Source organism: Pseudolabrys sp. (genome assembly GCF_035943735.1).
Classification (GTDB): Bacteria; Pseudomonadota; Alphaproteobacteria; order Rhizobiales; family Xanthobacteraceae; genus Pseudolabrys.
The window spans coordinates 65,664-87,899 of sequence record NZ_DASZBV010000015.1 but is presented as its reverse complement, the minus strand read 5'-3'; the positions used below and the strand labels follow the sequence as shown (position 1 = coordinate 87,899).

The following is a 22,236-nucleotide window of genomic DNA, read 5'->3' as shown; positions in this document are numbered from 1 at the left end:
TGAAGCACAAACTACGGGAAAAAGAGGTGACCTATGCCGAGTTGGCGAAACGCCTCAAAAAGCATGGGTTTAAGGCCGAAACTGAAAATTCGATCACGGCCAAGCTGAAAAGGGGCACGTTCGCGGCCACCTTCTTCTTAGCCTGTCTTGCCGCCCTGGAATTGGACGGGGTAGCCTTGGAGGAGATTTAGCGCCGTCTCTTGATCTCCAAGAGCACGAGGACTCCGAAAATTACTATGGTCAACCCTCCGATGACCGAGACAATGGCTAACGCCAATGCGGCGGCCTCAACTCTGTTTCTTGGCCACAATGGTGACTGGTGGGATTCTTGGTTAGTTATATTCGCGGTGATAGCGGGCGTGGCCGCTACCGCCGCAGGCGTCATGACGGCCGGCTCAATTATTTCGCATAAACGCGAAGCTGTGGAGGCAGAGAAAGCACTCGGAAAGTACAAACTTGAAACGGGCAAGCAAATAGCCGACGCGAACGAACGAGCAGCCAAGGCCGAGGAACGGGCTGCTGATGCAAAGCTAGCATTGGAAAAATATAAGGCGCCGCGCTCTTTTAAGCCTTCAGATGAAGAGACCCAATCATTTAGGGCATTTAGCGGATCACCGTTTGATATTTCTATCAATACAGAGCCGGAGCCAGAAGCTCTCGCGTACCAAATCGCCGATGCTTTGGTGGCGTCCGGGTGGGAGTGGAAGCCAGTCAGTGCCCCGGTTGTTTTCACCCACGAGGGTAAGCCCCAAATGGGCATTGTGGTAATGACCGGCGTTTTTATACAGATCACGACTTCCCGTGGAATATGGGAACCAGCCGCGCTGGCCCTCGAAAAGGCACTTAAAAAGGAAGGCATCGAGGCCCAAGCGCAGGCTGGGCCAGCAGGCGCGGTGCCCCCTGACGCCATCCATATCAAGATAGGTAGGAAACCATAACTTGCCGTCGCAGATCGCGCCGCATTGCGACGCCACCTCCGAAATTGAGCAGCCCAAGCCGCGCGCGCCCACATGGCGCGCCTCGTCTACGTCACCGTCTCCCGATGATTAAGAAAAATGCCGGCGAGTCCTGCTAGAATGACAATTGCGATGGACCCTACCGGAAACCAAACGGGCAAGCGTATGTGGCCGCCATTGTCGGTTGCCAACAAAGTAGGCGACATCGCCAATCTGTTCTTTATAGGCAGCTTGGTGGTTGGTGTGGTTTCCACCATCCTCATCGTTTGGATGACGGGCGTAAAAGAACGCCATTGGGAAGCAGATCGGCAACAATCCGCCGAACATATTGCGGAATTAATGACGCAATCTGAATACCTCAAAAAGAAGACAGCAGAGGCGATAGAAGCCGCCGAGCGGGAGAGACTGGAGCGAGTCAAGCTGGAGGTGAGACTCGCCCCGAGAAGGCTTTCCGGTACCAGCAGGGATGCCTTTATCAAGGGGCTGTCGTCAGTCCCAAAGCCACCAACAATTGCCGTGGTCTCGCGCCTTCTCGATTCTGAAGGAAACGATTTCGCCGATGATCTATCTGCCGCCCTGACTGCCGGAGGGTGGCGCTCGGAGCGGTATCGCAACTGGACGATGTCTGTGAAGGGGCTGTTCGTTGCGACCGCAGAAGGAACAACAGTGGATAGGACAGACCCGTCTATCGCCGGCCTAGAGAGCGCACTGGCAGCGGCAGGCATTGAGGAGCAGCCGATGGTCGTCGCGGCAACCCAAAGGGCCACGATGGACCCGTATTTCCAGCCAAACGTCTTGTATGTTTTGGTGGGTGCGAAGCCATAGGCGGGGGCAGCGTTAATCATTGCTGCCTCCACGTGGTGACGCCACAGCCAGAAGGCTTGTGGCGTTTGCGCCATAATACCGCGTGGTCCGACATTGTCGCTGCGGATCAGCCGCAGCCAGTCGATGCGCTGTTCGTCGGTGAGTGTGACGCGTTCGCCCACAGCCGCCCCCGTCCCGGACAGGGAGCATCGCCTGTAAAAATGCCGAAGACAACCTCCGGTTTAGTCGCGGGTTGCGCCCGCGCCGATCTTGCCTTCGCTGCCCGCCATCAGCCGCGCGATGTTGGCGCGGTGCATGATCCACAGGAGCACGGTCAAAGCGAGGAACAGCGCCGAGGCGCCGTGATCGCCGATGAGAAAGAGCGCGGCCGGGGTCAGCGCGCTGGCGACCAGCGCGGAGAGCGACGAGTAGCGGCTCAGGTACGCGACCACGAGCCAGATGGCGCAGAAGATGAGCGCGCCCGGCCAATAGACGCCGATCAGGAGGCCGATATAGGTCGCGACGCCCTTGCCGCCCTTGAACTTCAGCCACACCGGGAAAAGGTGGCCAAGGAAGGCGCCGCCGCCGGCGATCAGCGAAGCCTCGAGCCCGATGAAGTGCCGCGTCACCAGCACCGCAGCCGTGCCCTTGAGCGCATCGCAGACAAGCGTCGCCGCGGCGAGCCCCTTGCGCCCGGTGCGCAGCACGTTGGTGGCGCCGATATTGCCGGAGCCGATGGTGCGCACGTCCGGCCCACCGGCGGCCAATGTGATGATGAGCCCGAACGGAATCGAGCCGAGCAGGTAGCCGAAGACGAAGGCGACAGCCTCGTTCATACGATCTCGTAGACCGTGCGCCCGCCGACGATGGTGCGCAGCACGCGCCCCTGCATGCGCGCCTCGTCGTAAGGCGTGTTCTTGCACTTCGACTTGAGCTCGTTCGGATCGACGATCCAAGGCACGTCGAGGTCGACGACGATGAGGTCGGCCGGGCTGCCTGAACGAAGCGTGCCGCCCGGCAGACCGAGCAATTGCGCCGGCCGCGTCGACATCGCGCGCAGGAGCGGGATGATGCCTAGCTCGCCGCTGTGCACCAGCCGCAAGCCGGCGATCAGCATGGTCTCAAGCCCGATGGCGCCAGGCGCCGCTTCGGCGAACGGCAGCCGCTTGGTCTCGACGTCCTGCGGATTGTGGTCGGACATGACGACGTCGACGAGCCCGGCGGCGACCGCGGCGACCAGCGCTTTGCGGTCGGGTTCGGCGCGCAAGGGCGGCACCACCTTCAGGAAGGTGCGGTAGGGGCCGATGTCGTTCTCGTTGAGCGTGACGTGGTTGATCGACGCGGACGCGGTGATGTCGAGCCCGGCGTCCTTCGCGCGCTGCAGCACTTCGAGCGATTCAGCGCAGGTGATCGAGGCGGCGTGATAGCGGCCGCCGGTGAGCGCAACGAGGCGCATGTCGCGCTCGAGCATCACCGTCTCGGCGGCCGACGGTACGCCGAGCAGGCCGAGGCGCGACGCGAATTCGCCCTCGTTCATGACGCCGTCGCCGACGAGGTCGGGATCTTCAGTGTGGTGTACGATCAGCGCATCGAAGTCGCGCCCGTAGGTCAGCGCCCGGCGCATCACCTGCGCATTGGTGACGCTCTTGTCGGCGTCGGTGAAGGCGACGGCACCGGCGGCCTTGAGGAGGCCGATCTCGGTCATCTCCTTGCCTTCGAGGCCCTTGGTGATCGCCGCCATCGGGTGCACATGCACGATGGCGGTGTCGCGGGCGCGGCGCAGCACGTAGTCGACGGTCGCGGGGTCGTCGATCGCCGGCGAGGTGTCGGGCTGGCAGACGATGGTGGTGACGCCGCCGGCGGCGGCGGCCTGGCTCGCCGAGCCGAACGTCTCGCGGCTCGCTTCGCCCGGCTCGCCCACGAAGGCGCGCATGTCGACGAGGCCGGGCGCCACCAGTCTGCCGCGGCAGTCGATGACCTCGGTGCCTTCAGGCACGCCGGCTGCGCCGATGCCGCGCTTGGCCTCGCGGATGACGCCATCGGCGATGAGCACGTCGCCGACGGTGTCGAGGTCGCGCGACGGATCCACGATCCGGGCGTTGGCGAGCAAAATCGGTCGGCGGTCGGACAGCATCATGCGTTCGGCAAATTGCGTGACAGAGCTTCCAGCACCGCCATGCGCACGGCGACGCCCATTTCCACCTGCTCGCGGATCAAGGACTGCGCGCCGTCGGCGACAATGCTGTCGATCTCGACGCCGCGGTTCATCGGGCCGGGATGCATCACCAGCGCATTCGGCCGCGCGTAAGCGAGCTTCTTCTCGTCGAGGCCGAAATACTGGAAGTACTCGGAGGTCGACGGGACGTAGGAGCCGTTCATGCGCTCGCGCTGCAGGCGCAGCATCATGACGATGTCGACGTCGGCGAGGCCTGCACGCATGTCGCGCGCGACCTCGACGCCCATGCGCTCGATGCCGGGCGGCAGCAGCGTCGACGGCGCGACGACCCGCACGCGCGCGCCCATGGTGTTGAGCAGGATGATGTTGGAGCGGGCGACGCGCGAATGCAGGATGTCGCCGCAGATGGCGACGTTGAGCCCGTCGATGCGGCCCTTGTTGCGGCGGATGGTGAGCGCATCGAGCAGCGCCTGCGTCGGATGTTCGTGCGCGCCGTCGCCGGCATTCACCACCGAGCAGTCGACCTTGCGTGCCAGCAATTCGACCGCGCCGGAGGCGTGATGGCGCACGATGATGATGTCGGGATGCATGGCGTTGAGCGTGATCGCGGTGTCGATCAACGTCTCGCCCTTGCGCATCGACGAGGAGGACGCCGACATGTTCATGACGTCGGCGCCGAGCCGCTTGCCGGCCAGCTCGAACGAGGACTGGGTGCGGGTGGAGACTTCGAAGAAGAGGTTGATCTGGGTGCGGCCGCGCAGCGAGACGCGCTTTTTCTCGACCTGGCGGTTGAGCTCGACGAATTCCTCGGCGAGATCGAGCAGGCCGGTGATCTCGTCACGCGAAAGGCCTTCGATCCCCAGCAAATGCCTTCGGCTGAGGACGAACGATGATTTCTGCGCGCTGGTCATTAAAGCGATCTCTATAGGGACAGTTGCCGGGCGGGGCAACCGGCTTTCCACAGCCGGCGGCGGGCGGAACACGAGGATGTGTACGTCAGCCTTAATCGCCGGCGCGGCATTCGAGGAAAATATGCGCGGCGCCGCGGGAGCTTTTACCGCCGGGCGAGGCGGTCGAGGGCGCCCTGCAGGATGAACATGGCGGCGTGCTGGTCGATGACGGCGGCGCGGCGGGCGCGGCTGACGTCGGCCTCGATCAAGGTGCGTTCGACTGCCGCGGTCGACAGCCGCTCGTCCCAGAAGCCGATCGGCATATCCGTGAGCTTCGCCAGGTTGCGGGCGAAGGCGCGCGTCGACTGGGCGCGCGGCCCCTCCGAGCCGTCCATGTTGATCGGCAGTCCGAGCACGATGCCGACGGCGGCGCGCTCGGCCGCGAGTGCGAGCAGGCGCCGCGCGTCGGCGGTGAAAGCCTTGCGCGCGATGGTCTCGACGGCGGTGGCGATCTTGCGGTCGGGGTCGCTGACCGCGACGCCGATGGTCTTGGTGCCGAGGTCGAGGCCGATCAGCGACCCGCGGGCGGGCCAATGGTCGGCGGCTTCGGTCAGCGGCAATATGACGGCCATCGCGGAGCGGTAGCACGCGTCAAAAGCATCGCCAACCGCGACCCGGCACGATAAATGAGGACCGGTTCGGGGGAGTGAGGAGAAGCGTCCGATGCAGATCACCTGGTACGGCCATTCCGCGTTCCGTCTCGACTTTGGCGGCAAGGCGGTGCTGATCGATCCGTTCTTCACCGGCAACCCGGCCTTCGTCTCCGACAAGGCTGCTGCCATCAAGGGCGTCACCCACATCGTGTTGACGCACGGCCATGGCGACCACGTCGGCGACACGCTCGACATCGCCAAGGCGACCGGCGCGCCGGTGGTGACGAACTACGATCTGTGTATGTGGCTCGCCGCGCAGGGACTGCAGAAGTTCGATCCGATGAACACCGGCGGCACCACCGACCAGGGCGGTTTCACCGTCACCATGGTGCGCGCCGATCATTCCTCCGGCGATATCAAGGACGGCATGCCGATCTACCTCGGCAATCCGTGCGGCGTGATCATCAAGGCCAAAGGCGAGCCGACCGTCTATCACATGGGCGACACCGACGTGTTCGGCGACATGGCGCTGATCAGCGAGTTGTACCAGCCGAAGATCGCCTTCGCGCCGATCGGCGACCGCTTCACCATGAGCCCGGCGCACGCCGCCTTCGCGGTCAAGCGCTTCTTCAAGCTCGACGCTGTCGTGCCGTGTCACTACGGCAGCTTCCCGATCATCGAGCCGAACGCCGACAAGTTCGTCGCGGCGATGCAGGGCAGCAGCACCAAGGTCATCGTGCCCGAGAAGGGCAAGCCATTCACGGTCTGAGCGGTCACGCTCGCCGTCTGTACGAGGGGGGAGGAATGAGCGGGGACAGCGGCCGGCGCCAGCGCGCCGACATCGACATGCGCACCTTCGCGCGCGGCGCGGGCGCCACCATCCGCGTGGCGGCCGGCGGCAACGTGTTCGTCAAGGGCGATCCGGGCGACTGCATGTACATCCTGCAGTCGGGCACGATCGACATGGTGATCGGCGACACGGTGATCGAGACCATCGGGCCGAACGAGGCGCTCGGCTTCATGTCGATGATCGACGAGATGCCGCGCTCCTCGACGGCGCGGGCGCGCGAGGCCTGCGAGCTGTCGCTGATTGACGCGCGCACCTTCCGCTTCATGGTCGACGAGGTGCCGAACTTCTCGACCTACATCATGCGCGTGCTGGCGCGCCGCATCCGCGGCATGGCCAATGCGGTCTGACGCCTCGCTTTGCCGCGCGCGAAGGCTCGCTCGCGGCATTGCGAATTGGAGCGCGCCGCTCGCCGCGCTAACGTCTTGCGAGCGGAGGCGAAGCCATGTGGTCTGACCGGCGATTGTTGCAACTGTTCGGTATCGAGCATCCGATCCTGCTGGCGCCGATGGCCGGCGCCATGGACGGGACGCTCGCCGCGGCGGTAGCCAATGCCGGCGGTCTCGGCTCGCTGCCGGCGGCGATGCTCGATGCAACAAGGTTGCGCGAGCAGGTCGTAGCGTTTCGCGCCGCCGCGCCCGGCAAGCCGATCAACCTCAACTTTTTCTGCCACACGCCGCCGGTGCCCAACAATGCGCGCGAGCACGGCTGGCGCGAGGCGCTCAAGCCTTATTACGTCGAATTTGGCATCGACCCGAACGCGCCGGTGCCGGTGTCGAACCGGGCGCCGTTCGACGAGGCGTTCTGCGCGGTAGTCGAGGAACTCGCGCCGGAGGTCGTCAGCTTCCATTACGGGCTGCCGGAGGCCGCGCTGGTGGCGCGGGTGAAGGGAACCGGTGCCAAGATCGTGTCGTCCGCGACGACGGTTGCGGAAGCGGTCTGGCTCGACGAACACGGCTGCGACGCGATCATCGCGCAAGGCTTCGAGGCCGGCGGTCATCGCGGCATGTTCCTCAGCGACGATCTGGCTTACCAGATCGGCACCTTCGCGCTAGTGCCGCTGCTCGCCGACGCCGTGAAGGCGCCGGTCGTCGCCGCCGGCGGGATCAGCGACGCGCGCGGCATCGTCGCGGCGCTGGCGCTCGGCGCCGCCGGTGTCCAGATCGGCAGCGCCTATCTGCATTGCCCGGAGTCGAAGATCGCAGCCCCGCACCGGGCCCTGCTGCGGAGCGCGCGTGGCCGCGAGACGGCGGTGACCAATGTCATGACCGGCCGCCCGGCGCGCGGCTTCATCAACCGGGTCATGCGCGAGCTCGGGCCGATCAGCCCGCTGGCCCCGGCATTCCCGCTGGCTGGCGGCGCGCTGGCCCCTCTGGGCGCCAAGGCACAGGGGCAGGGCTCCGGCGATTTCTCCAGTATGTGGGCAGGGCAGGCGGCGGGGCTGGGCAAGGAACTGCCGGCCGGCGAACTCACCGTCGCCTTGGCGAACGAGGCGCAGGCGTTGATGCGGCGCATGGCCTCCTAGGCTCGCATTGCGAGGCGGAACGGGCGTCTGCTATAGCCGGGGCGAATTCAGTCCGAGGTCAGCCCCCGTGTCCGTCGACGCCGCCACCGTCCGCCGCATCGCGCATCTCGCCCGCATCGCGGTTGCGGACGAGGAGGTCGAGCACCTCAAGGGCGAGCTCAACGCCATGCTGGCCTTCGTCGAGCAGCTCTCCGAGGTCGACGTCACCGGCGTCGAGCCGATGACCTCGGTGACGCCGATGGCGATGAAGAAGCGCGTGGATGAAGTCACCGACGGCGGCATCGCCGAGGACATCGTGCGCAACGCGCCGGCGACCGAAGACAACTTCTTCCTCGTTCCTAAAGTGGTGGAATGAGCCGATGTGCCTCGCATGTGAACAAGGCGATCTGGAGCGACGCTGGGAGATGATCGACATCATCTCGCACGGACGCCTCCCGGACGGCCACACGCTCGAGGACCTGCGCGCCATGGGCCTGCCGCTGCCCGGCGAACTCATCCGCGAGACGCAAGCCGACGGCACCATACTCATCAAGCAGGTGGCGCCGTCAGACCTCGCCGCCAATGCCTTCCGTTGCGACACGCCCGCTCAATGACCGACCTGACGTCTCTCACGCTCGCCGAAGCCCGCGACGGGCTGCGCAACAAAAGCTTTTCCGCGAGCGAGCTCGCCGCCGCGCATGCGAGCGCGATCGAAGAGGCGCGCGCGCTCAACGCCTATGTGCTGGAGACGCCGGAGCACGCCGCGGCGATGGCGAAGGCGTCCGATGCGCGCATCGCCAAGGGCGAGGCGGGGCCGCTCGAGGGCATTCCGCTGGCGGTGAAGGATCTGTTCTGCACCAAGGACGTGCGCACGACAGCGTGCTCGCACATCCTCGACAATTTCGTGCCGACCTACGAGTCGACGGTCACTTCGCAGCTCTGGCGCGACGGCGCGGTGCTGCTCGGCAAGACCAACAATGACGAGTTCGCCATGGGCTCGTCGAACGAAACCTCGCACTTCGGACCCGTCGCTTCGCCGTGGCGGCGGAAAGGTTCGAACACGCCGCTGACGCCGGGTGGCTCGTCCGGCGGTTCCGCCGCGGCGGTCGCGGCGCAGCTTTGCCTTGGCGCCACCGGCACCGACACCGGCGGCTCGATCCGCCAGCCGGCGGCCTTTACCGCGACCGTCGGCATCAAGCCGACTTACGGCCGCTGCTCGCGCTGGGGCATCGTCGCGTTTGCCTCGTCGCTCGACCAGGCCGGGCCGTTCGCCAAGACCGTGCGCGACGCAGCGATCCTGATGCGGTCGATGGCCGGCCACGATCCGAAGGACACGACGTCGGCCGATCTGCCGGTGCCGGATTACGAGAAGGCGGTCGGCCGTTCGGTGAAGGGCCTGCGCATCGGCATCCCGAAGGAATACCGGCTCGACGGCATGCCGGCCGAGATCGAGCAATTGTGGGAGCAGGGCAAGGTCTGGCTGAAGACGGCTGGCGCGGAGCTCGTCGACATCTCGCTGCCGCATACGAAATACGCGTTGCCGGCCTATTACATCGTCGCGCCGGCGGAAGCCTCGTCGAACCTCGCGCGCTACGACGGCGTGCGCTACGGCCTGCGCGTGCCCGGGCGCGACATCACGAGCCAATACGAAGCGACGCGCGCGGCCGGCTTCGGCGCCGAGGTGCGCCGCCGCGTGATGATCGGCACCTACGTGCTGTCGGCCGGCTATTACGACGCCTATTACCTGCGCGCGCAGAAGCTGCGCACCCTGATCAAGCGCGACTTCGAACAAGCCTTCGACGCCGGCGTGCATGCCATGCTCACCCCGGCGACGCCGTCGGCCGCGTTCGGCCTCGGTGAGAAAGGCCTGGCCGATCCGGTCGAGATGTATCTGAACGACGTCTTCACCGTGACGGTGAACATGGCCGGCCTGCCGGGCATTTCGGTGCCGGCCGGCCTCGACACGCAAGGGCTGCCGCTCGGCCTGCAGCTCATCGGCCGGCCGTTCGACGAGGAGACCTTGTTCTCGCTCGGCGAGGTGATCGAGCAATCGGCCGGCCGCTTCACGCCGTCCAGGTGGTGGGCCTGAGCGGCCGCTAGCGTCCTGCCATGGCGATCGGCGGCAGGTCGCGGTCACTGGTCACCGTCTTCTTGCCGCCGAAATCGCCGCCGGTGAGGATGAACAGCATCGCCCCGACTGCGACCACGCCGCCGACGATCAATCCGAGAAAACGTGTGTCGTTGTCCCACATGGCGAAGAAACGCCAGCCGTGCATGACGGTTCCTGCAACCCGCGCCGGCGTTCACCATGCCGACATCTCGATCCCAGTTTCCGGCGCGTGCGCCTTCAATTAACTGAGCGGAACCGTTATTCCCGGAACCCGGGGCGAGGCAACAAGCGCGGGGCGGGGGCAGATGGATACGGAGGCGACGCGCACGGCGCTCGACGCACTGCTCGCGGCGTTCGCGGCTGGCGACAACGACCGGCTGGCGGCGCTCTATGACGACGACGTCGACTGGCTGTTCCATTGCCCCATATCGGTGTTTCCCTTCGCCGGCCGGCGCCGCGGTAAGGCCGAGGTGTTCAAGGGCTTCGCGCTGTTCTATCGCGACTACAAGCTCATCGGTTACGACGTGCTCCGCATGCTCGTCGACGGTGAGCATGCCGCGATCATGAGCGACGTTCACAGCGTCCAGCGCGCGACCGGCCGCACCATGCGCTCGCAGATCGCCGGCTTCCATCGCTTCCGCGGCGGCAAGCTGGTCGAATATCGCGGCTTCACCGACAGCTTCGACGCGGTCGAGCAGATCCTCGGCCGCGAACTCGCGGTCTGAGGCAGTGCCCGCCGAACTTGCTCCCGCCGCCGTCGGCGGCTACCTGTACCGGCCATGAGTGCCCAGGCCAAAACCGCAGCCAAATCCGACAGATTGATCCGTGGCGCCACCGGCGACTGGGAAGTCGTCATCGGCATGGAGGTGCACGCCCAGGTCACCTCGAAATCAAAGCTGTTCTCCGGCGCCTCGACCGAGTTCGGCGGCGCCCCGAATAGCCATGTGTCGCTGGTCGATGCGGCGATGCCCGGCATGCTCCCGGTGATCAACGAGGAATGCGTGCGGCAGGCGATCCGCACCGGGCTCGGGCTGAAGGCGAAGATCAATCTCAGGTCGGTGTTCGACCGGAAGAATTATTTCTATCCGGATCTGCCGCAGGGCTATCAGATCAGCCAGTACAAGTCGCCGGTGGTGGGCGAGGGCATCGTCAGCGTCGACCTCGAGGGCGGCGAGACGATCGACGTCGGCATCGAGCGCCTGCATCTCGAGCAGGACGCCGGCAAGAGCCTGCACGACCGGCACCCGAATTTCTCCTACGTCGATCTCAACCGCTCCGGCGTTGCGCTGATGGAGATCGTGTCGAAGCCGGACCTGCGCTCGTCCGAGCAGGCGATGGCCTTCCTCACCAAGCTGCGCTCGATCCTGCGCTATCTCGGCACCTGCGACGGCAACATGGACCAGGGTTCGCTGCGCGCCGACGTCAACGTTTCGGTGCGCCGGCCCGGCGAGCCGCTCGGCACGCGCTGCGAGATCAAGAACGTCAATTCCATCCGTTTCATCGGCCAGGCGATCGAGCACGAAGCGCGGCGCCAGATCGAAATCATCGAGGACGGCGGCACGATCGAGCAGGAGACGCGCCTGTTCGATCCCACCCGCGGCGAGACGCGGTCGATGCGCTCGAAGGAAGAGGCGCACGACTACAGGTACTTCCCCGATCCCGACCTGCTGCCGCTCGAGGTCAGTCCCGACACCGTCGCCGCGCTCGAGCGCGAACTGCCCGAACTGCCGGACGAGAAGCGCGCGCGCTTCGTCGCGTCGTTCGGGCTCTCGGCCTACGACGCAGGCCTGCTGGTCGCCGAGCGCGATACGGCCGCCTATTTCGAGGCCGTGGCGCAGGGGCGCGACGCCAAGGCGGCGGCGAACTGGGTCATCAACGAACTGACCGGCCGCCTCAACAAGGAAGGCCAGGACATCAACGCATCGCCGGTTTCGGCGGCGCAACTCGGCGCCATGCTCGACCTCATCGCCGACGGCACCATCTCCGGCAAGATCGCCAAGGACTTGTTCGAGATCCTCTGGAGCGAGGGCGGCGATCCGCGCGCCATCGTCGAGGCGCGCGGCATGAAACAGGTGACCGACGTCGGCGCCATCGCCAAGGTGGTGGACGAGATCATCGCCAAGAATCCGGACAAGGTCGCCGACGCCAGGACCAATCCGAAGGCCATCGGCTGGTTCGTCGGGCAGGTGATGAAGGCCTCGGGCGGCAAGGCGAGCCCGCAGGCGGTCAACGATCTTCTCAAGAGCAAGCTCGGTCTCTGACCGGACGGCATCGCGCGGCCGGTGCGCACGGTCGATGCGCGGCGCGTGCAGCGCGTCATCGCGGGCCGCGTTCGACACTGCATGAGACCGCGTGAGAGCGCTCGGACGTCGCGCGAGCCGACGTGCGAGGGCGAATCGGTCGGGAGCGATTCGCTCGTTTTTGATCGATTCAGTCGTCCGACATGGCCTCGCGGGGCACCCTGTGCAAAAATTTTTTCACACGTGCGCTCATCGTTAATTCGCATGCGCACGACGGCGAAAATGTTCTGCGTCGCGTGCGTTTCGCGCTGTCAATCCGGTTAGCATCGGTTGTCGCGCGCACGCGGAAACGCCTTATTTCATCGGACGTTTTGTAATTGTCGCGAAGAATCGCGCGAGCGCGCCGCCGATGTCGTGTCGATGCGCACACATCGCGCCGATGAATGCGTTTCGATGCGCATGCGGCGCGTCGACGACGCATCGCGTACACGCTTCCTTAAGCGGGAAGCTGCTTTTTTCGTTGTGCTGTAGTAAACGAAATGCAGTGCGCTTCGATTCGCGACGCGCACTGAAGCGACACCGCCATGATGATCATGGCTAGGAGGGCAGCAAATGGCGAAACGTAGGAAGAAGGCAGCGGCGAAGAAGAAGACGGCGAAGAAGAGCCGGAAGAAGCGCATCTAGTCTGACGCCGCTTCTTGATCTTCGCACTGCTCTGTGGTGCTGAAGATTGCGTCATACGGGCCGGTGGCGGCCACGGGGTTGCTAGCGCGACGCGGCGCTTCGCGGCGCCCCGGTTCCGGATGACATCTCAGGGCGTCGGCGAGACAGAGGCTCTCGCCGACGCCCTCGGTTTTTTGAAGACAGGCGCGTTGCGTTTTCAGCCGGCCGTCTTGAGGCGCTTGTTGCAGGCGCTCCAGTATTTCGGCCAGTTCATTCCCTTCTCGATTTTCCCCGCGGCTTTCGCCTGCTTCCACTCGGCGCCGCATTTCCTCTGACGCTCGCGCATCGCCTTCTGTCCGGCCGACGGCGGCTTCTTCGTCTTGCTCTGCGTCGTTGCGGCCGTGGTCTGCGCGGCGGCGGAATTGATGACGAGCGGAGCGGTGATGAGCGCCGCGGCAATGGCCGCGGCCACGAGCGAACATTTCATGGCGGTCTCCCCTTTATGCTTGTCCGAGGCTGCGCCGTGCGCGGCACAACCCGTTTTGCGAGGATAACCACCCTGGATTGTAATGGCAAAGCCCGGCACCCGGCTTGCGCCGGTCCGGAGCGTCGCTAGGCTGCCGCGCGCGATCGGCGCTGACGGCGTCGCGGACGGCATCTGAGGGAGCGGCGCCATGGCGCGCAAAGCGGTGAAACGGACGGCGAAGAAGAAGACGGCGAGAGCGAAGCCGGCCCCGGCGAGGTCGGCCAAGCCGATCGAGCTCTACTACTGGCCGACGCCGAACGGCTTCAAGATCTCGATCATGCTCGAGGAGTGCCGGCTGCCCTACACCATGATCCCGGTGAACATCTCCCAGGGCGAGCAATTCAAGCCCGACTTCCTCACGATCTCGCCGAACAACCGCATGCCGGCGATCGTCGATCCGCAGGGACCGGGCAACAGGCCGATCTCGATCTTCGAATCCGGCGCCATCCTGCAGTATCTCGGCCGTAAGACCGGCAAGTTCTATCCGAAGGACGAGCGCGGCCGCGTCGAGGTCGACCAGTGGCTGTTCTGGCAGATGGGCGGACTAGGCCCCATGGCCGGGCAACTCAATCATTTCAAGCACTATGCGCGCGAGACTTTGCCTTACGCGATCAAGCGCTACGAGGATGAGGTCAACCGCCTCTACGGCGTGATGAACACGCGGCTCGAGAACCGCGAATTCCTCGCGGGGCGCTATTCGATCGCAGACATGGCCTGCGTCGGCTGGGTGAATTTGTGGAAGCGGCAGGAGCAGAACATCGACGACTTCCCCCACCTCAAGCGCTGGTTGGAGACGGTGAAGGCGCGCCCGGCGGTGCAGAAAGGCATGGCGCTTGGCGTCGCGCTGCGCCAGGGCATCGACATGAAGGATGCGAAGGTGCAGTCGGTGCTGTTCGGGCAGCGCGCGCGCTCGGCCTGAGCGCCGCGCGTGCGACGGCAGCGTCATTCAGGGTAGATGAAGGTGCTTTGCGCGGCCCGCCGCCGGCGGCGCGAAATGAACTCGCGCAAGCCGTACCCGGCGCCGAACCCAAACACGAAGATAGCGAGATAGAACAGCATGGTCGGGCTCGCTCCACATCCCGTTACCATCTGTAGCGCACGCATTAGTAGTATACAACCCGATTTTCGCACTGCATCATTGCGTCGGCGCCATTTGCACGACGGGCAGGCCGATCGGCGTCCGCACGCGCGATCGGCCTTGCGCGCGAACGAAAGCGGGTCATCGCGCGGTGGTTAGCCGCGCTTGAACGGAAGCGGTTAGCGGAATCTCACCGCGCACCGGAACTGCAATTTGGCTGTCGAAACAGGGCCATTTCCGCGTCCGCGGCGACAAGGCGGGCGCGCGTTTATTTTCGATTCATCGCAACATTTAAACTGCCATTCAAATTTTCTCCGCAAGATCGCGGCTGTCCGGGGCATCACCGGACACACAGGGACATGCTGCGACAGCCATTGGGGTGGCGCGCCGCGGCGACAAGAAACGGGAGGCCGTAATGACGGAGCTGGGAATTGCCGTGGCGCATCGCGCCGATCCATCCGACGCCGACGAGTGCTTCACGCTCGGTATGATCTGCTCGGCCGGCGCCGGCACCGAGATCGATCTCGTGCAGGCGCACAAGTGGTTCAACATCGCCGCGATGCGCGGGCACGTGAATGCGGCGCGGCTGCGTCGCGAGATCGCCGAACAGATGAGCGACAGCGAGATCGGATCGGCGCAGCGCGCGGCCCGTGACTGGCTCAAGGCGCGCACCTTCGTATCGGCGCCGCGGCCGGAGCTGCGCACGGCGGCCTGAAGCGTTCAGGCCTCCGCGAGGGCGCGCGCGACGTCCGCGATCACGGCGGGCCAGTCGCCGGGTGCTGTCTGGCGGAACAGGCGCACGTCCGGGTACCAGAGGTTTCGATCCTCCGGCCAGGCCCAGCGCCAATCGGGCGCGGACGGCAGCAGCAGCCACAGCGGGCGCGCGAGCGCGCCGGCCAGATGCGCGAGCGAGGTGTCGACCGCGATCGTCAGGTCGCACAGGCCGAGGATCGCCGCGCTGTCGGCCATGTCGGAGACATCGTCGCCGAGATGCACCACGTTGCCGCGCGCCCGGACGACGTCGGTTTCGGCCGGCGTCAGGCCCGGCTGCAAGGTGACGAAGGTCACGTCCTGCAAATCAAACAGCGGCGCAAGGAGCTCGATCGCGATCGAGCGGTTGCGGTCGTTGGGATGTTGCGCGTTGCCGCGCCAGGCGAGCGCAATGCGTCGCCCGGGCTGCGCCAGCCGCACCTTCCACTTCTGCCGCCGGTTGTCATCGACAGCGAGATAAGGCGTCGCCGCCGGAATGGGCCGGTCGCCGAAGGCGAGGGGCAGGCTCCCGAACGGGCACTGCAGGTCGTGATCGGGCAGGGCATCGCCGCGCGCGCTGCAGGCGGTCACGCCGGGCAGGGCGGAGAACAGCGCCTTCAGTTCGGGCTGCACTTGCAGAAAGACGGCGCCGGCCGTTTCCGCCACCAGCGGCACATAACGGACGAACTGGATGGCGTCACCGAGACCCTGTTCGGTGTGCAGGAGGATGCGTTTGCCGCGGCTCTCCGGCCCGCCCAGCCATAGCGGCCTGGAGAACTTCGGCGCGGTCATCCCGGTGCGTTTCCAGCGCCATTCGTATTCGCGGAAGCCGCGGGCGAGATCGCCGCTGCTGAGCAGCGACATCGACAGATTGAAATGCGCGTCGGCGAATTTGGGCTCGCGCGCGATCGCCGCCTCGAAGCAGGCGATCGCCTCCTTGTGGCGCCCGAGCTGCTGCAGGGCGCGGCCCTTGTTGCTCAGCGCCTTGAGATGGTCCGGCGCGAGCGCGAGCGCCTGCTCGAACGCGGCGAGCGCGTCGGCATAACAGCCGAGCGGCAAGAGCGCCGTGCCCCTGTTGTAATGGGCTTCCGCCGAGCGTGGCGACAGTCTGATCACCGTGTCGAAGGCGGCGAGGGCGTCGGACGCGTCGCCGAGCGCGGCGCGCGCGACGCCGAGATTGAGCCAGGCCTCCGCCTGTCGCGGATCGCGCGCGACCACCGCGTCGAGGCAGGCGCGCGCATCGCTCATGCGGCCGAGCGCGACCAGCGCGGCCCCGCGTTGCTGCATGAGAGCGAGATCGCCCGGGCGCAGCGCCAGCGCGCGCTCGAGGGCGTCGAGCGCCTGCTCGCTTTGCCGCAGCGCGCGCAGCACATTGGCGAAATTGGACCAGGCATCCGGCGCGTTGGGGTTGATCTTGAGCGCGGCGCTCATCAGCCGAAAGGCTTCGCCCATGCGCCCCCGCTGCGCGTTCACCAGCCCGAGCAGGTGCAGCGCATCGAAATGTTGCGGCGCCTTCTTGAGGACGCGCTCATACAGCTTCGCGGCCTCGCGGAGCTCGCCCTTCCGATGATGAAGGAGCGCCTCCTCGAGCAGGGCAGGCGGGGATGAAGATGCCGTCGTCACTCACCGGCGGATCGCACGCCGCCGCCGGCAGTGTCAACGGTAGTGCTTGTGCTTGCGAGGATGCGGCCTGCTCTCGTCGCGGTCCGGGCCGGTGTAGAACAGGTTGGGCTCGCAGGAACCGCCGATGCCGGAGACGGTGTCGCGGCATTGCTGAAGCGTGATGAAGCCGCAGTTGGAGGCGCCGCCCATATCGCCGCCGTAAACGGCGCACCAGCGATAGGGATCGGCGTGGCTGGCGCTGCTGCCGAACAGAAGGACGGCGGCCAGGGTGGCCAAAGTGAGGGCGGTCGTTCGCATCGGGGGGCCTCCGGGAAGTTCTTTGTCTTTTAGAGCAAACACCGCGTCGCACCGCTTGTTCAATCGGGCCAAAGAAATTACCGCCGGCTCAGGCGGGCTTGCGGACCCAGAAGTGGTACATCGCCGAAAACAGCGCCGGGTTCTGGATCTCCAGCGCATGCCAGCGCGCAAGGTCGCGCCACGACCAGCCGGAGCCCTCGAAGGTACGGCGAAGGCTGCTCTTTGCGGCTGGCGGAAATTCGAAGCCGAGGAATTCGAGATTTTCCGCGGCGAGGAAGGCGTCGATGGCGGGGATGGCGACGCGGTGCTCCTGCACGTGGAAGAGCAGATCGCGGCATTCGCTGGTCGTGTAGAAATCGCTGGTCTTGGCCAGATCGGCGAAGCCATTCGCCAGGAGATCGCCGCGGCAGCGGCGGATGTCGGCTGCGGTCGCGCTGTAACCCTGTCGGCGGAGATAGTCCTGCGCCGCAGCGATCTCGCCGCGTGCGCGTTCGCTGTAGAGGCCGATGTGCATAAGCCCGTCCGGCCGCAGCAGCGCCAGCAGTTTGCGCCAACTGGCGAAGGTGTCCGCGGTGTGGTGCAAAACGCCGCTGGCGTCGATAAGGTCGAAGTTGCGCCCGATGCCGTCGATCGTCTCGATATCGGCCTGCGCGAAGGTGAGGCGCTGCGAAAGCTCCGCCGGCGTGCGCAGTTTTGCATAGGCGAGGCTCGCGCGGCTCAGATCGACGGCAAGAACGCTTGTGCCCTCGAGCCGCTGCGCCAGCGCGATCGCATGCCAGCCCGTGCCGCAGCCGGCGACCAGCACTTCGAGCGGCTCGTGTGGCGGGCGCGGCAGATTGGCAGATACGGCCTCGGCGACGTATTGCGCGACGCTGACCGGCTCCACCTGCGCCGGCGGCGCCACCCAGCGCGGATAGGGATTGGCTTCGTACTGCGCGCGCACCTGCTCGGACACCGCGCCGGAAATCGGCGTCAGTTGCAGGATCTCCGCGCGCAGCGCGCGCTCGCGCTCCGGTTCGACGACCTGCTGCTCGATGACCGGCCGCAAGGCCGGCGGCAGCGTCATCGTGGCGAGCGCAGTTGCACCGGGGAGATCGGCGAGCGGAGCATAGGCCGCCAGGACGGCCCAGATGAGCGGCGGCAGCCTGCGGCCGCTCGCGAGCGCGTCAGCGGCGCGCCGGCTCAATTGTACAACGACAGTCTCTTCCTCCGCGCCGACCGCGAAGACGTATTCGTTGATGAAGCACTGCGCCGCCAGCGCGCCGGCGAAGGCGATGAGCCGCTCATCGTCGACACCGTCATCCACCTTGCCGACAAGCCAGGTGCGCGTCGCCGTCAGCACACGTTCGAGGCCAAGATGGCGGATCGGCGCCCCGCGCAGCATCTGCAGCAGCAACGGATTGCCGGCGAACGGTTTCGGTTCGACGGGCGCAGAACCTGGCGACGATTGCGCGACGGCGCGGGCGAGCTCGGGCGACAGCGACAGCAGGGTCGCGCACATCGCGTCGTAATGCTGCTCGAGAAGCTGCGGCATCACCGCCAGCGCATGGGCGAAAGCGCCCGCCGCCTGCGCCGGCTTGCCTTTGGCGTGCAGCAGCCGGCCAAGGCTGTTGTAGGCAAAAGCGTTGTCCGGCTGCAGCTCGATGAGCTTGCGATAATTCCGTTCCGCAAGATTGAATTTCTGCTGCTGCTCGTAGCCGGCGGCGGCGCGCATCAGGGCATCGGCTTCGGCGGTAAGGCGACGCATGACGACGGCCCTGGCGGAGGGAAACGGGAGGAAATTCGCGGCCGGCATCTTTGGGCGGACGCCTGCGCTATTTCAAGGCGTTGCGCCTTGCCATCGGCCATGGCGTCGGGCATATCCGCCGCTACGGAGACGTGGCCGAGTGGCTGAAGGCGGCGGTTTGCTAAACCGTTATACGCTTGTAAAGGCGTATCGAGGGTTCGAATCCCTCCGTCTCCGCCAGCGCCGGTTTAGCACGCCGCCAATCCCATCCTCCTTCGGCGCAGCCGCTTGATTTCGGACAGCTTTCTGCGGAACTTTGCGCAACCTCGCGCCGGCTGGAGGGGTTAAGATGACGCCCGCGGCCTCGCCTGGCCGTCCGACCCGGGAGTTTCCAGCCGTGTTGCGAACTGCCTTGCTGACATCTGCCGTCATGACCGCGCTTCTGGCGCTGCCGGCCGTGGCCAGCGCGGAATACGGGCCGGCGCCGTGGTGCGCCGTCGTCAGCATCGGCAATGGCGGCGTGTATTGGGACTGTGAATACGCAACGGCGGCCGAGTGCGCGCCGAACGTGATCGCCGGCAATCGCGGCTTCTGCAATCGCAATCCCTATTTCGATGATCGCGCGGCGGAGGAGGGGCCACACTGCCGCATCGTCCACCGTCAAGTCCGGCGGCACGGGCGGCACGTCGTCATCAGGCAGCGGATCTGCCGCTAGTCAGGCCGAGTGCGCGATCGCTGCGCGCACAGCGCCGTCAGCGCCCCAACTCGCCGTGGTGCAGGTAGTAGTTGTCGGCCTTCGGCGCCGTGGCGTTCGCCGGCCCGTAAGGCTCGGCCGGCGAGGGCGTCTGATAGCCGGCCGGGGGCTCGGTCAGCGAGCTGCGTGCCGGCTCGCCGGTGAAGCGCGCGGCCTCGGTCTTGCTGCCGAACATGGTGCCGAACAGATTGCCCGTGTAACCGAGCTCGGATGGTGAAAGCGGATTGCCGAATCCGTCCGGCCCCGCGGACGAGCCGGGAATATCGGCGGTGTTCACCCGCCGCGATTTGCCGCCGGGCGTCAGCTGGCTGGGCGACAGCGGATTTTGCTCGCGCTCGCGCTCTTCGCTGATGTTGCGGTTCTTCTCGAATTTCGCTTGCTGCTGCGCCCGCATGACGTCGGGATCCTTCGGCCAGTTGGGATTGGCCGCGGCTATGCCGTCGGTCTTTTCCGGCGGCGGCAGCTGTGACGTATTGCTGGGGATCACCAGCGGCGAGCGCTCGTGGTAGTCGATCGTCTTGTCGCCGTCGCGGCGCAGACCGATGCCTTCGAGGACGCCGCGCAGCTTCGAGTCGATCCAGTCGTCGTCGTCACCGGCGTGCGCGGGCACGGCCGAAGAAGCGATGAGCATCACGGTGAGCGCGGCGCCGGAGACGGCGATCCACCGCCGGCGGTTTGGTGGGAAATAATTCTTGCGCATGTGCCGCTACCCCGATCTCGGTCTTGCCCTTTCTTCTACATCGATCACGGCGCTTTCACGACCGCTTTGGTCCAATGATTCTTTCTTGTTTAACCAATGTCCATACCACCGCGGGGAAAGGAAATTACCAAAACACAACCAGAGGAGGTGTTTTGTTACGACCCGACGACAGTTTGGCGGCAGAATGCGTGTTTTTTGCGCAACAGGGGGCCGAAAAGCGCCGTATCGGGCTGTGGGTATGGACCTTCTTCGTTGCCTGGGGGGGCGGAGACGCTACTCTGGCCAAGCGACGGAGGGGGGCATCCCCATGTCGCGCTTTCCGGTCGGCGGATTGCACGTTTCTGAGACCCAGTTACCGAATTCAGTAGTGCGTCGGGTCATCAGGTAGTGTGAGCGTTTGTCCGGTGAGCGGGGAGCAAAGGGGAAGTTCCATCGGTGCTGTCGCACTGGACGGATACGGAACCCTCTCACGATAAACAATGTTTTGGAGGTTCAAGATGAAGATGGTGAAAAGCCTTCTCCTCGGTGGCGCTGCCGGCTTGCTGGCGGTCGCTGGGGCTCAGGCGGCCGATCTTCCCGTTAAGGCCAAACCGGTCCAGTACGTGAAGATTTGCTCGCTCTACGGCGCCGGCTTCTACTATATGCCCGGCACCGATACCTGCCTGAAAATCGGTGGCTGGGTCCGCGCCGAGTACATCTACGGCGGCAACGGCAACTTCGCCTGGGGTTGGGCGAACGGTAACGTCAACAACCGCACGACCAACAACAGCACGTTCCGCGCCCGCGGCTACATCACGGCGGATGCCCGTGAGCAGACCGAGTACGGCACGCTGCGCAGCTATATCGCGGTCGGCGTGAGCACGAACGACGTCGGCGCGAACACCGCGTCGAACACGTTCAGCGCCAACCGTGCGTTCATCCAGTTCGCCGGCTTCACCGCTGGTATCGCGCAGTCGTTCTTCGACTTCTACAGCGTGCCGGCGTCGTCGTTCTGGGGCGCCTTCCCGGCCTCGGACACGGGTGATCCGGGCTGGATGGTCATGGCCTACACGGCGCAGTTCGGCAACGGTCTGTCGGCCTCGATCTCGGCCGAAGAGCGTCGCGACACGCAGATCGTGTCGGCTGCGGCGGCTCCCACTGCGGCTGGCATCACGACCACCAACAGCCAAGGCGGCTTCCAGTCACCTGACGTGGTCGGCAACCTGCGCCTCGATCAGGCGTGGGGCAGCGCCCAGGTCATGGCCGCTGCGCATGAAGTCAACGGCACCTACTACACCGCTGCCGGTGCGACCGCGAACGGTCCGTCGGACAAGTGGGGTTACGCGGTCGGCGCCGGTCTGAAGCTGAACGCGCCGATGTTCGGCCCGGGCGACTACTTCCAGGCCCAGGTCAACTACACCGAGGGCGCGCTCCGCTACGTGTTCATGACCCCGAACTCCAACTGGTTCAAAGCGACCGGTGCCACCTTCGGCTTCGGCGTTCTGTCGGACTCGGTCTACAACGCGGGTGTCGCAGGTTCGAGCCAGGACCTGACCACGGGCTGGGGCGTCAACGCCGCTTACGACCACTTCTGGAACCACCAGTGGAAGACGTCGCTGTACGGCGGCTATGCCGCGGTCAGCTACAACGCGACTGCCAACGCCGTGCTCTGCACGGGTGAGGCGGGTGCGACCGGCACCTGTAACAACAACTGGAACACCTACTGGATCGGTTCGCGGACCCAGTGGAACGTCACGAAGAACCTCTATGTCGGTCTCGACGTGATGTATTCGAAGCTGAAGTCCGCCACCGCGACCACCGCGGCCGGCGTGACCTCGGGTAACGACGTCGACAACGTGGGTGTCCGCTTCCGCGTGCACCGCGACTTCTATCCCTGATCGGCTGATCTGATCGCAAATAAGAACCCCCGGCGGGCAACCGCCGGGGGTTTTTCTTTTCC

Annotated in this window: 26 protein-coding genes, 1 tRNA gene and 1 pseudogene; 16 read left to right on the top strand and 12 right to left on the bottom strand. The window is 65.6% G+C overall.

What is annotated here, in order from left to right; all coding sequences use genetic code 11:
- The 3 genes from VGV41_RS08250 to VGV41_RS08240 form a co-directional block, all read left to right on the top strand.
- Positions 1-191: DUF6471 domain-containing protein (locus tag VGV41_RS08250; RefSeq protein ID WP_326863327.1), on the top strand; the 191-nt coding region annotated here is incomplete at its 5' end.
- Positions 192-251: 60 nt separating this feature from the next.
- Entirely contained in the window at positions 252-938 is a 687-nt protein-coding gene (locus VGV41_RS08245; protein WP_326863326.1) for a hypothetical protein, read from the top strand.
- 138 nt (positions 939-1,076) lie between these two features.
- Positions 1,077-1,781: a hypothetical protein gene (locus tag VGV41_RS08240; RefSeq protein WP_326863331.1), complete on the top strand. Its 705-nt coding sequence runs from the start codon at positions 1,077-1,079 to the stop codon at positions 1,779-1,781.
- Positions 1,782-1,861: 80 nt separating this feature from the next.
- Here the strand turns inward: VGV41_RS08240 and VGV41_RS08235 are convergent.
- The 5 genes and pseudogenes from VGV41_RS08235 to ruvX form a co-directional block, all read right to left on the bottom strand.
- A pseudogene (locus tag VGV41_RS08235) lies at positions 1,862-1,942 on the bottom strand (hypothetical protein); the annotation flags it as partial.
- A 60-nt stretch (positions 1,943-2,002) separates the two neighbouring features.
- Positions 2,003-2,596, bottom strand: coding sequence for a glycerol-3-phosphate 1-O-acyltransferase PlsY (gene plsY, locus VGV41_RS08230; RefSeq protein WP_326863325.1), 594 nt, complete (start codon positions 2,594-2,596; stop codon positions 2,003-2,005).
- Positions 2,593-3,894 (bottom strand): dihydroorotase, encoded by a 1,302-nt coding sequence (locus VGV41_RS08225; RefSeq protein ID WP_326863324.1) that lies wholly within the window; start codon positions 3,892-3,894, stop codon positions 2,593-2,595. The genes plsY and VGV41_RS08225 overlap by 4 nt, the downstream gene beginning before the upstream one ends.
- Positions 3,894-4,847 (bottom strand): aspartate carbamoyltransferase catalytic subunit, encoded by a 954-nt coding sequence (locus tag VGV41_RS08220; protein ID WP_326863323.1) that lies wholly within the window; start codon positions 4,845-4,847, stop codon positions 3,894-3,896. Before VGV41_RS08220 ends, VGV41_RS08225 begins: the two co-directional genes overlap by 1 nt.
- A 143-nt stretch (positions 4,848-4,990) precedes the next feature.
- Positions 4,991-5,458: a Holliday junction resolvase RuvX gene (gene ruvX, locus VGV41_RS08215; protein WP_326863322.1), complete on the bottom strand. Its 468-nt coding sequence runs from the start codon at positions 5,456-5,458 to the stop codon at positions 4,991-4,993.
- Between the two features lie 91 nt (positions 5,459-5,549).
- Here ruvX and VGV41_RS08210 point away from each other — a divergent pair, with 91 nt between their 5' ends.
- From VGV41_RS08210 to gatA, 6 genes are all read left to right on the top strand, one after another.
- The gene (locus VGV41_RS08210) at positions 5,550-6,248 is read left to right on the top strand and encodes a metal-dependent hydrolase (protein ID WP_326863321.1); all 699 of its coding nucleotides are present in this window, start codon (positions 5,550-5,552) and stop codon (positions 6,246-6,248) included.
- A 35-nt stretch (positions 6,249-6,283) separates the two neighbouring features.
- Complete coding sequence (locus VGV41_RS08205; protein ID WP_326863320.1) at positions 6,284-6,676, top strand: cyclic nucleotide-binding domain-containing protein; 393 nt, start codon at positions 6,284-6,286, stop codon at positions 6,674-6,676.
- A gap of 95 nt (positions 6,677-6,771) precedes the next feature.
- On the top strand, positions 6,772-7,851 hold the full coding sequence (locus VGV41_RS08200) for a nitronate monooxygenase (protein WP_326863319.1): 1,080 nt from the start codon (positions 6,772-6,774) through the stop codon (positions 7,849-7,851).
- Between the two features lie 67 nt (positions 7,852-7,918).
- Positions 7,919-8,206, top strand: coding sequence for an Asp-tRNA(Asn)/Glu-tRNA(Gln) amidotransferase subunit GatC (gene gatC, locus VGV41_RS08195; protein ID WP_326863318.1), 288 nt, complete (start codon positions 7,919-7,921; stop codon positions 8,204-8,206).
- 49 nt (positions 8,207-8,255) lie between these two features.
- The gene (locus VGV41_RS08190; RefSeq protein ID WP_326863317.1) at positions 8,256-8,444 is read left to right on the top strand and encodes a hypothetical protein; all 189 of its coding nucleotides are present in this window, start codon (positions 8,256-8,258) and stop codon (positions 8,442-8,444) included.
- The gene (gene gatA, locus VGV41_RS08185; protein WP_326863316.1) at positions 8,441-9,919 is read left to right on the top strand and encodes an Asp-tRNA(Asn)/Glu-tRNA(Gln) amidotransferase subunit GatA; all 1,479 of its coding nucleotides are present in this window, start codon (positions 8,441-8,443) and stop codon (positions 9,917-9,919) included. The genes VGV41_RS08190 and gatA overlap by 4 nt, the downstream gene beginning before the upstream one ends.
- A gap of 7 nt (positions 9,920-9,926) precedes the next feature.
- Here the strand turns inward: gatA and VGV41_RS08180 are convergent, their stop codons facing one another.
- A complete protein-coding gene (locus VGV41_RS08180) occupies positions 9,927-10,106 on the bottom strand; it encodes a hypothetical protein (protein ID WP_326863315.1) in 180 nt (59 codons plus the stop codon).
- Positions 10,107-10,245: 139 nt separating this feature from the next.
- Here VGV41_RS08180 and VGV41_RS08175 point away from each other — a divergent pair, with 139 nt between their 5' ends.
- Both VGV41_RS08175 and gatB read left to right on the top strand, forming a co-directional pair.
- Positions 10,246-10,665: a nuclear transport factor 2 family protein gene (locus tag VGV41_RS08175; RefSeq protein ID WP_326863314.1), complete on the top strand. Its 420-nt coding sequence runs from the start codon at positions 10,246-10,248 to the stop codon at positions 10,663-10,665.
- Positions 10,666-10,719: 54 nt separating this feature from the next.
- Positions 10,720-12,201, top strand: a complete 1,482-nt coding sequence (gene gatB / locus VGV41_RS08170) for an Asp-tRNA(Asn)/Glu-tRNA(Gln) amidotransferase subunit GatB (RefSeq protein WP_326863313.1) — start codon at positions 10,720-10,722, stop codon at positions 12,199-12,201.
- Between the two features lie 338 nt (positions 12,202-12,539).
- Here gatB and VGV41_RS08165 read toward each other — a convergent pair whose 3' ends face one another.
- Both VGV41_RS08165 and VGV41_RS08160 read right to left on the bottom strand, forming a co-directional pair.
- Complete coding sequence (locus tag VGV41_RS08165) at positions 12,540-12,860, bottom strand: hypothetical protein (RefSeq protein ID WP_326863312.1); 321 nt, start codon at positions 12,858-12,860, stop codon at positions 12,540-12,542.
- Positions 12,861-13,060: 200 nt separating this feature from the next.
- Positions 13,061-13,330 carry a hypothetical protein gene (locus tag VGV41_RS08160; RefSeq protein WP_326863311.1) on the bottom strand — a complete coding sequence of 90 codons (270 nt, stop codon included), beginning with the start codon at positions 13,328-13,330 and terminating at the stop codon, positions 13,061-13,063.
- Between the two features lie 187 nt (positions 13,331-13,517).
- Between VGV41_RS08160 and VGV41_RS08155 the strand changes: the two genes are divergently transcribed.
- A complete protein-coding gene (locus tag VGV41_RS08155; protein WP_326863310.1) occupies positions 13,518-14,288 on the top strand; it encodes a glutathione binding-like protein in 771 nt (256 codons plus the stop codon).
- Between the two features lie 574 nt (positions 14,289-14,862).
- The gene (locus VGV41_RS08150) at positions 14,863-15,162 is read left to right on the top strand and encodes a hypothetical protein (protein ID WP_326863309.1); all 300 of its coding nucleotides are present in this window, start codon (positions 14,863-14,865) and stop codon (positions 15,160-15,162) included.
- A 5-nt stretch (positions 15,163-15,167) separates the two neighbouring features.
- On the opposite strand, the gene VGV41_RS08145 is transcribed toward VGV41_RS08150, so the two are convergent.
- The 3 genes from VGV41_RS08145 to VGV41_RS08135 all read right to left on the bottom strand — a co-directional run bounded on the left by VGV41_RS08145 (position 15,168) and on the right by VGV41_RS08135 (position 18,864).
- Positions 15,168-16,820, bottom strand: coding sequence for a tetratricopeptide repeat protein (locus VGV41_RS08145; protein ID WP_326863308.1), 1,653 nt, complete (start codon positions 16,818-16,820; stop codon positions 15,168-15,170).
- 33 nt (positions 16,821-16,853) lie between these two features.
- Positions 16,854-17,117 carry a DUF3551 domain-containing protein gene (locus tag VGV41_RS08140; RefSeq protein WP_326863307.1) on the bottom strand — a complete coding sequence of 88 codons (264 nt, stop codon included), beginning with the start codon at positions 17,115-17,117 and terminating at the stop codon, positions 16,854-16,856.
- Between the two features lie 88 nt (positions 17,118-17,205).
- Positions 17,206-18,864 carry a methyltransferase gene (locus tag VGV41_RS08135; protein ID WP_326863306.1) on the bottom strand — a complete coding sequence of 553 codons (1,659 nt, stop codon included), beginning with the start codon at positions 18,862-18,864 and terminating at the stop codon, positions 17,206-17,208.
- A gap of 125 nt (positions 18,865-18,989) precedes the next feature.
- On the opposite strand from VGV41_RS08135, the gene VGV41_RS08130 reads away from it, so the two are divergent.
- A tRNA-Ser gene (locus tag VGV41_RS08130) sits at positions 18,990-19,083 on the top strand.
- Positions 19,084-19,273: 190 nt separating this feature from the next.
- Complete coding sequence (locus VGV41_RS08125; protein ID WP_326863305.1) at positions 19,274-19,558, top strand: hypothetical protein; 285 nt, start codon at positions 19,274-19,276, stop codon at positions 19,556-19,558.
- 37 nt (positions 19,559-19,595) lie between these two features.
- On the opposite strand, the gene VGV41_RS08120 is transcribed toward VGV41_RS08125, so the two are convergent.
- Complete coding sequence (locus VGV41_RS08120) at positions 19,596-20,297, bottom strand: hypothetical protein (RefSeq protein ID WP_326863304.1); 702 nt, start codon at positions 20,295-20,297, stop codon at positions 19,596-19,598.
- Between the two features lie 497 nt (positions 20,298-20,794).
- Between VGV41_RS08120 and VGV41_RS08115 the strand changes: the two genes are divergently transcribed.
- Positions 20,795-22,174, top strand: a complete 1,380-nt coding sequence (locus VGV41_RS08115) for a porin (protein WP_326863303.1) — start codon at positions 20,795-20,797, stop codon at positions 22,172-22,174.
- Positions 22,175-22,236 lie beyond the last annotated feature (62 nt).

Excerpts from the sequence above, each read along its gene's own strand:
- VGV41_RS08205 (WP_326863320.1), top strand. The coding sequence starts at position 6,284 with ATGAGCGGGGACAGCGGCCGGCGCCAGCGCGCCGACATCGACATGCGC.
- VGV41_RS08150 (WP_326863309.1), top strand. The coding sequence starts at position 14,863 with ATGACGGAGCTGGGAATTGCCGTGGCGCATCGCGCCGATCCATCCGAC.
- VGV41_RS08180 (WP_326863315.1), bottom strand. The coding sequence starts at position 10,106 with ATGCACGGCTGGCGTTTCTTCGCCATGTGGGACAACGACACACGTTTT.
- ruvX (WP_326863322.1), bottom strand. The coding sequence starts at position 5,458 with ATGGCCGTCATATTGCCGCTGACCGAAGCCGCCGACCATTGGCCCGCC.
- VGV41_RS08160 (WP_326863311.1), bottom strand. The coding sequence starts at position 13,330 with ATGAAATGTTCGCTCGTGGCCGCGGCCATTGCCGCGGCGCTCATCACC.
- VGV41_RS08120 (WP_326863304.1), bottom strand. The coding sequence starts at position 20,297 with ATGCGCAAGAATTATTTCCCACCAAACCGCCGGCGGTGGATCGCCGTC.
- VGV41_RS08225 (WP_326863324.1), bottom strand. The coding sequence starts at position 3,894 with ATGCTGTCCGACCGCCGACCGATTTTGCTCGCCAACGCCCGGATCGTG.
- VGV41_RS08140 (WP_326863307.1), bottom strand. The coding sequence starts at position 17,117 with ATGCGAACGACCGCCCTCACTTTGGCCACCCTGGCCGCCGTCCTTCTG.
- VGV41_RS08210 (WP_326863321.1), top strand. The coding sequence starts at position 5,550 with ATGCAGATCACCTGGTACGGCCATTCCGCGTTCCGTCTCGACTTTGGC.
- gatA (WP_326863316.1), top strand. The coding sequence starts at position 8,441 with ATGACCGACCTGACGTCTCTCACGCTCGCCGAAGCCCGCGACGGGCTG.
- VGV41_RS08175 (WP_326863314.1), top strand. The coding sequence starts at position 10,246 with ATGGATACGGAGGCGACGCGCACGGCGCTCGACGCACTGCTCGCGGCG.
- VGV41_RS08155 (WP_326863310.1), top strand. The coding sequence starts at position 13,518 with ATGGCGCGCAAAGCGGTGAAACGGACGGCGAAGAAGAAGACGGCGAGA.
- VGV41_RS08115 (WP_326863303.1), top strand. The coding sequence starts at position 20,795 with ATGAAGATGGTGAAAAGCCTTCTCCTCGGTGGCGCTGCCGGCTTGCTG.
- gatB (WP_326863313.1), top strand. The coding sequence starts at position 10,720 with ATGAGTGCCCAGGCCAAAACCGCAGCCAAATCCGACAGATTGATCCGT.
- VGV41_RS08135 (WP_326863306.1), bottom strand. The coding sequence starts at position 18,864 with ATGCGTCGCCTTACCGCCGAAGCCGATGCCCTGATGCGCGCCGCCGCC.
- VGV41_RS08245 (WP_326863326.1), top strand. The coding sequence starts at position 252 with ATGACCGAGACAATGGCTAACGCCAATGCGGCGGCCTCAACTCTGTTT.
- plsY (WP_326863325.1), bottom strand. The coding sequence starts at position 2,596 with ATGAACGAGGCTGTCGCCTTCGTCTTCGGCTACCTGCTCGGCTCGATT.
- VGV41_RS08200 (WP_326863319.1), top strand. The coding sequence starts at position 6,772 with ATGTGGTCTGACCGGCGATTGTTGCAACTGTTCGGTATCGAGCATCCG.
- VGV41_RS08240 (WP_326863331.1), top strand. The coding sequence starts at position 1,077 with ATGACAATTGCGATGGACCCTACCGGAAACCAAACGGGCAAGCGTATG.
- VGV41_RS08220 (WP_326863323.1), bottom strand. The coding sequence starts at position 4,847 with ATGACCAGCGCGCAGAAATCATCGTTCGTCCTCAGCCGAAGGCATTTG.
- VGV41_RS08165 (WP_326863312.1), bottom strand. The coding sequence starts at position 12,860 with ATGCGCTTCTTCCGGCTCTTCTTCGCCGTCTTCTTCTTCGCCGCTGCC.
- VGV41_RS08125 (WP_326863305.1), top strand. The coding sequence starts at position 19,274 with ATGACCGCGCTTCTGGCGCTGCCGGCCGTGGCCAGCGCGGAATACGGG.
- VGV41_RS08190 (WP_326863317.1), top strand. The coding sequence starts at position 8,256 with ATGATCGACATCATCTCGCACGGACGCCTCCCGGACGGCCACACGCTC.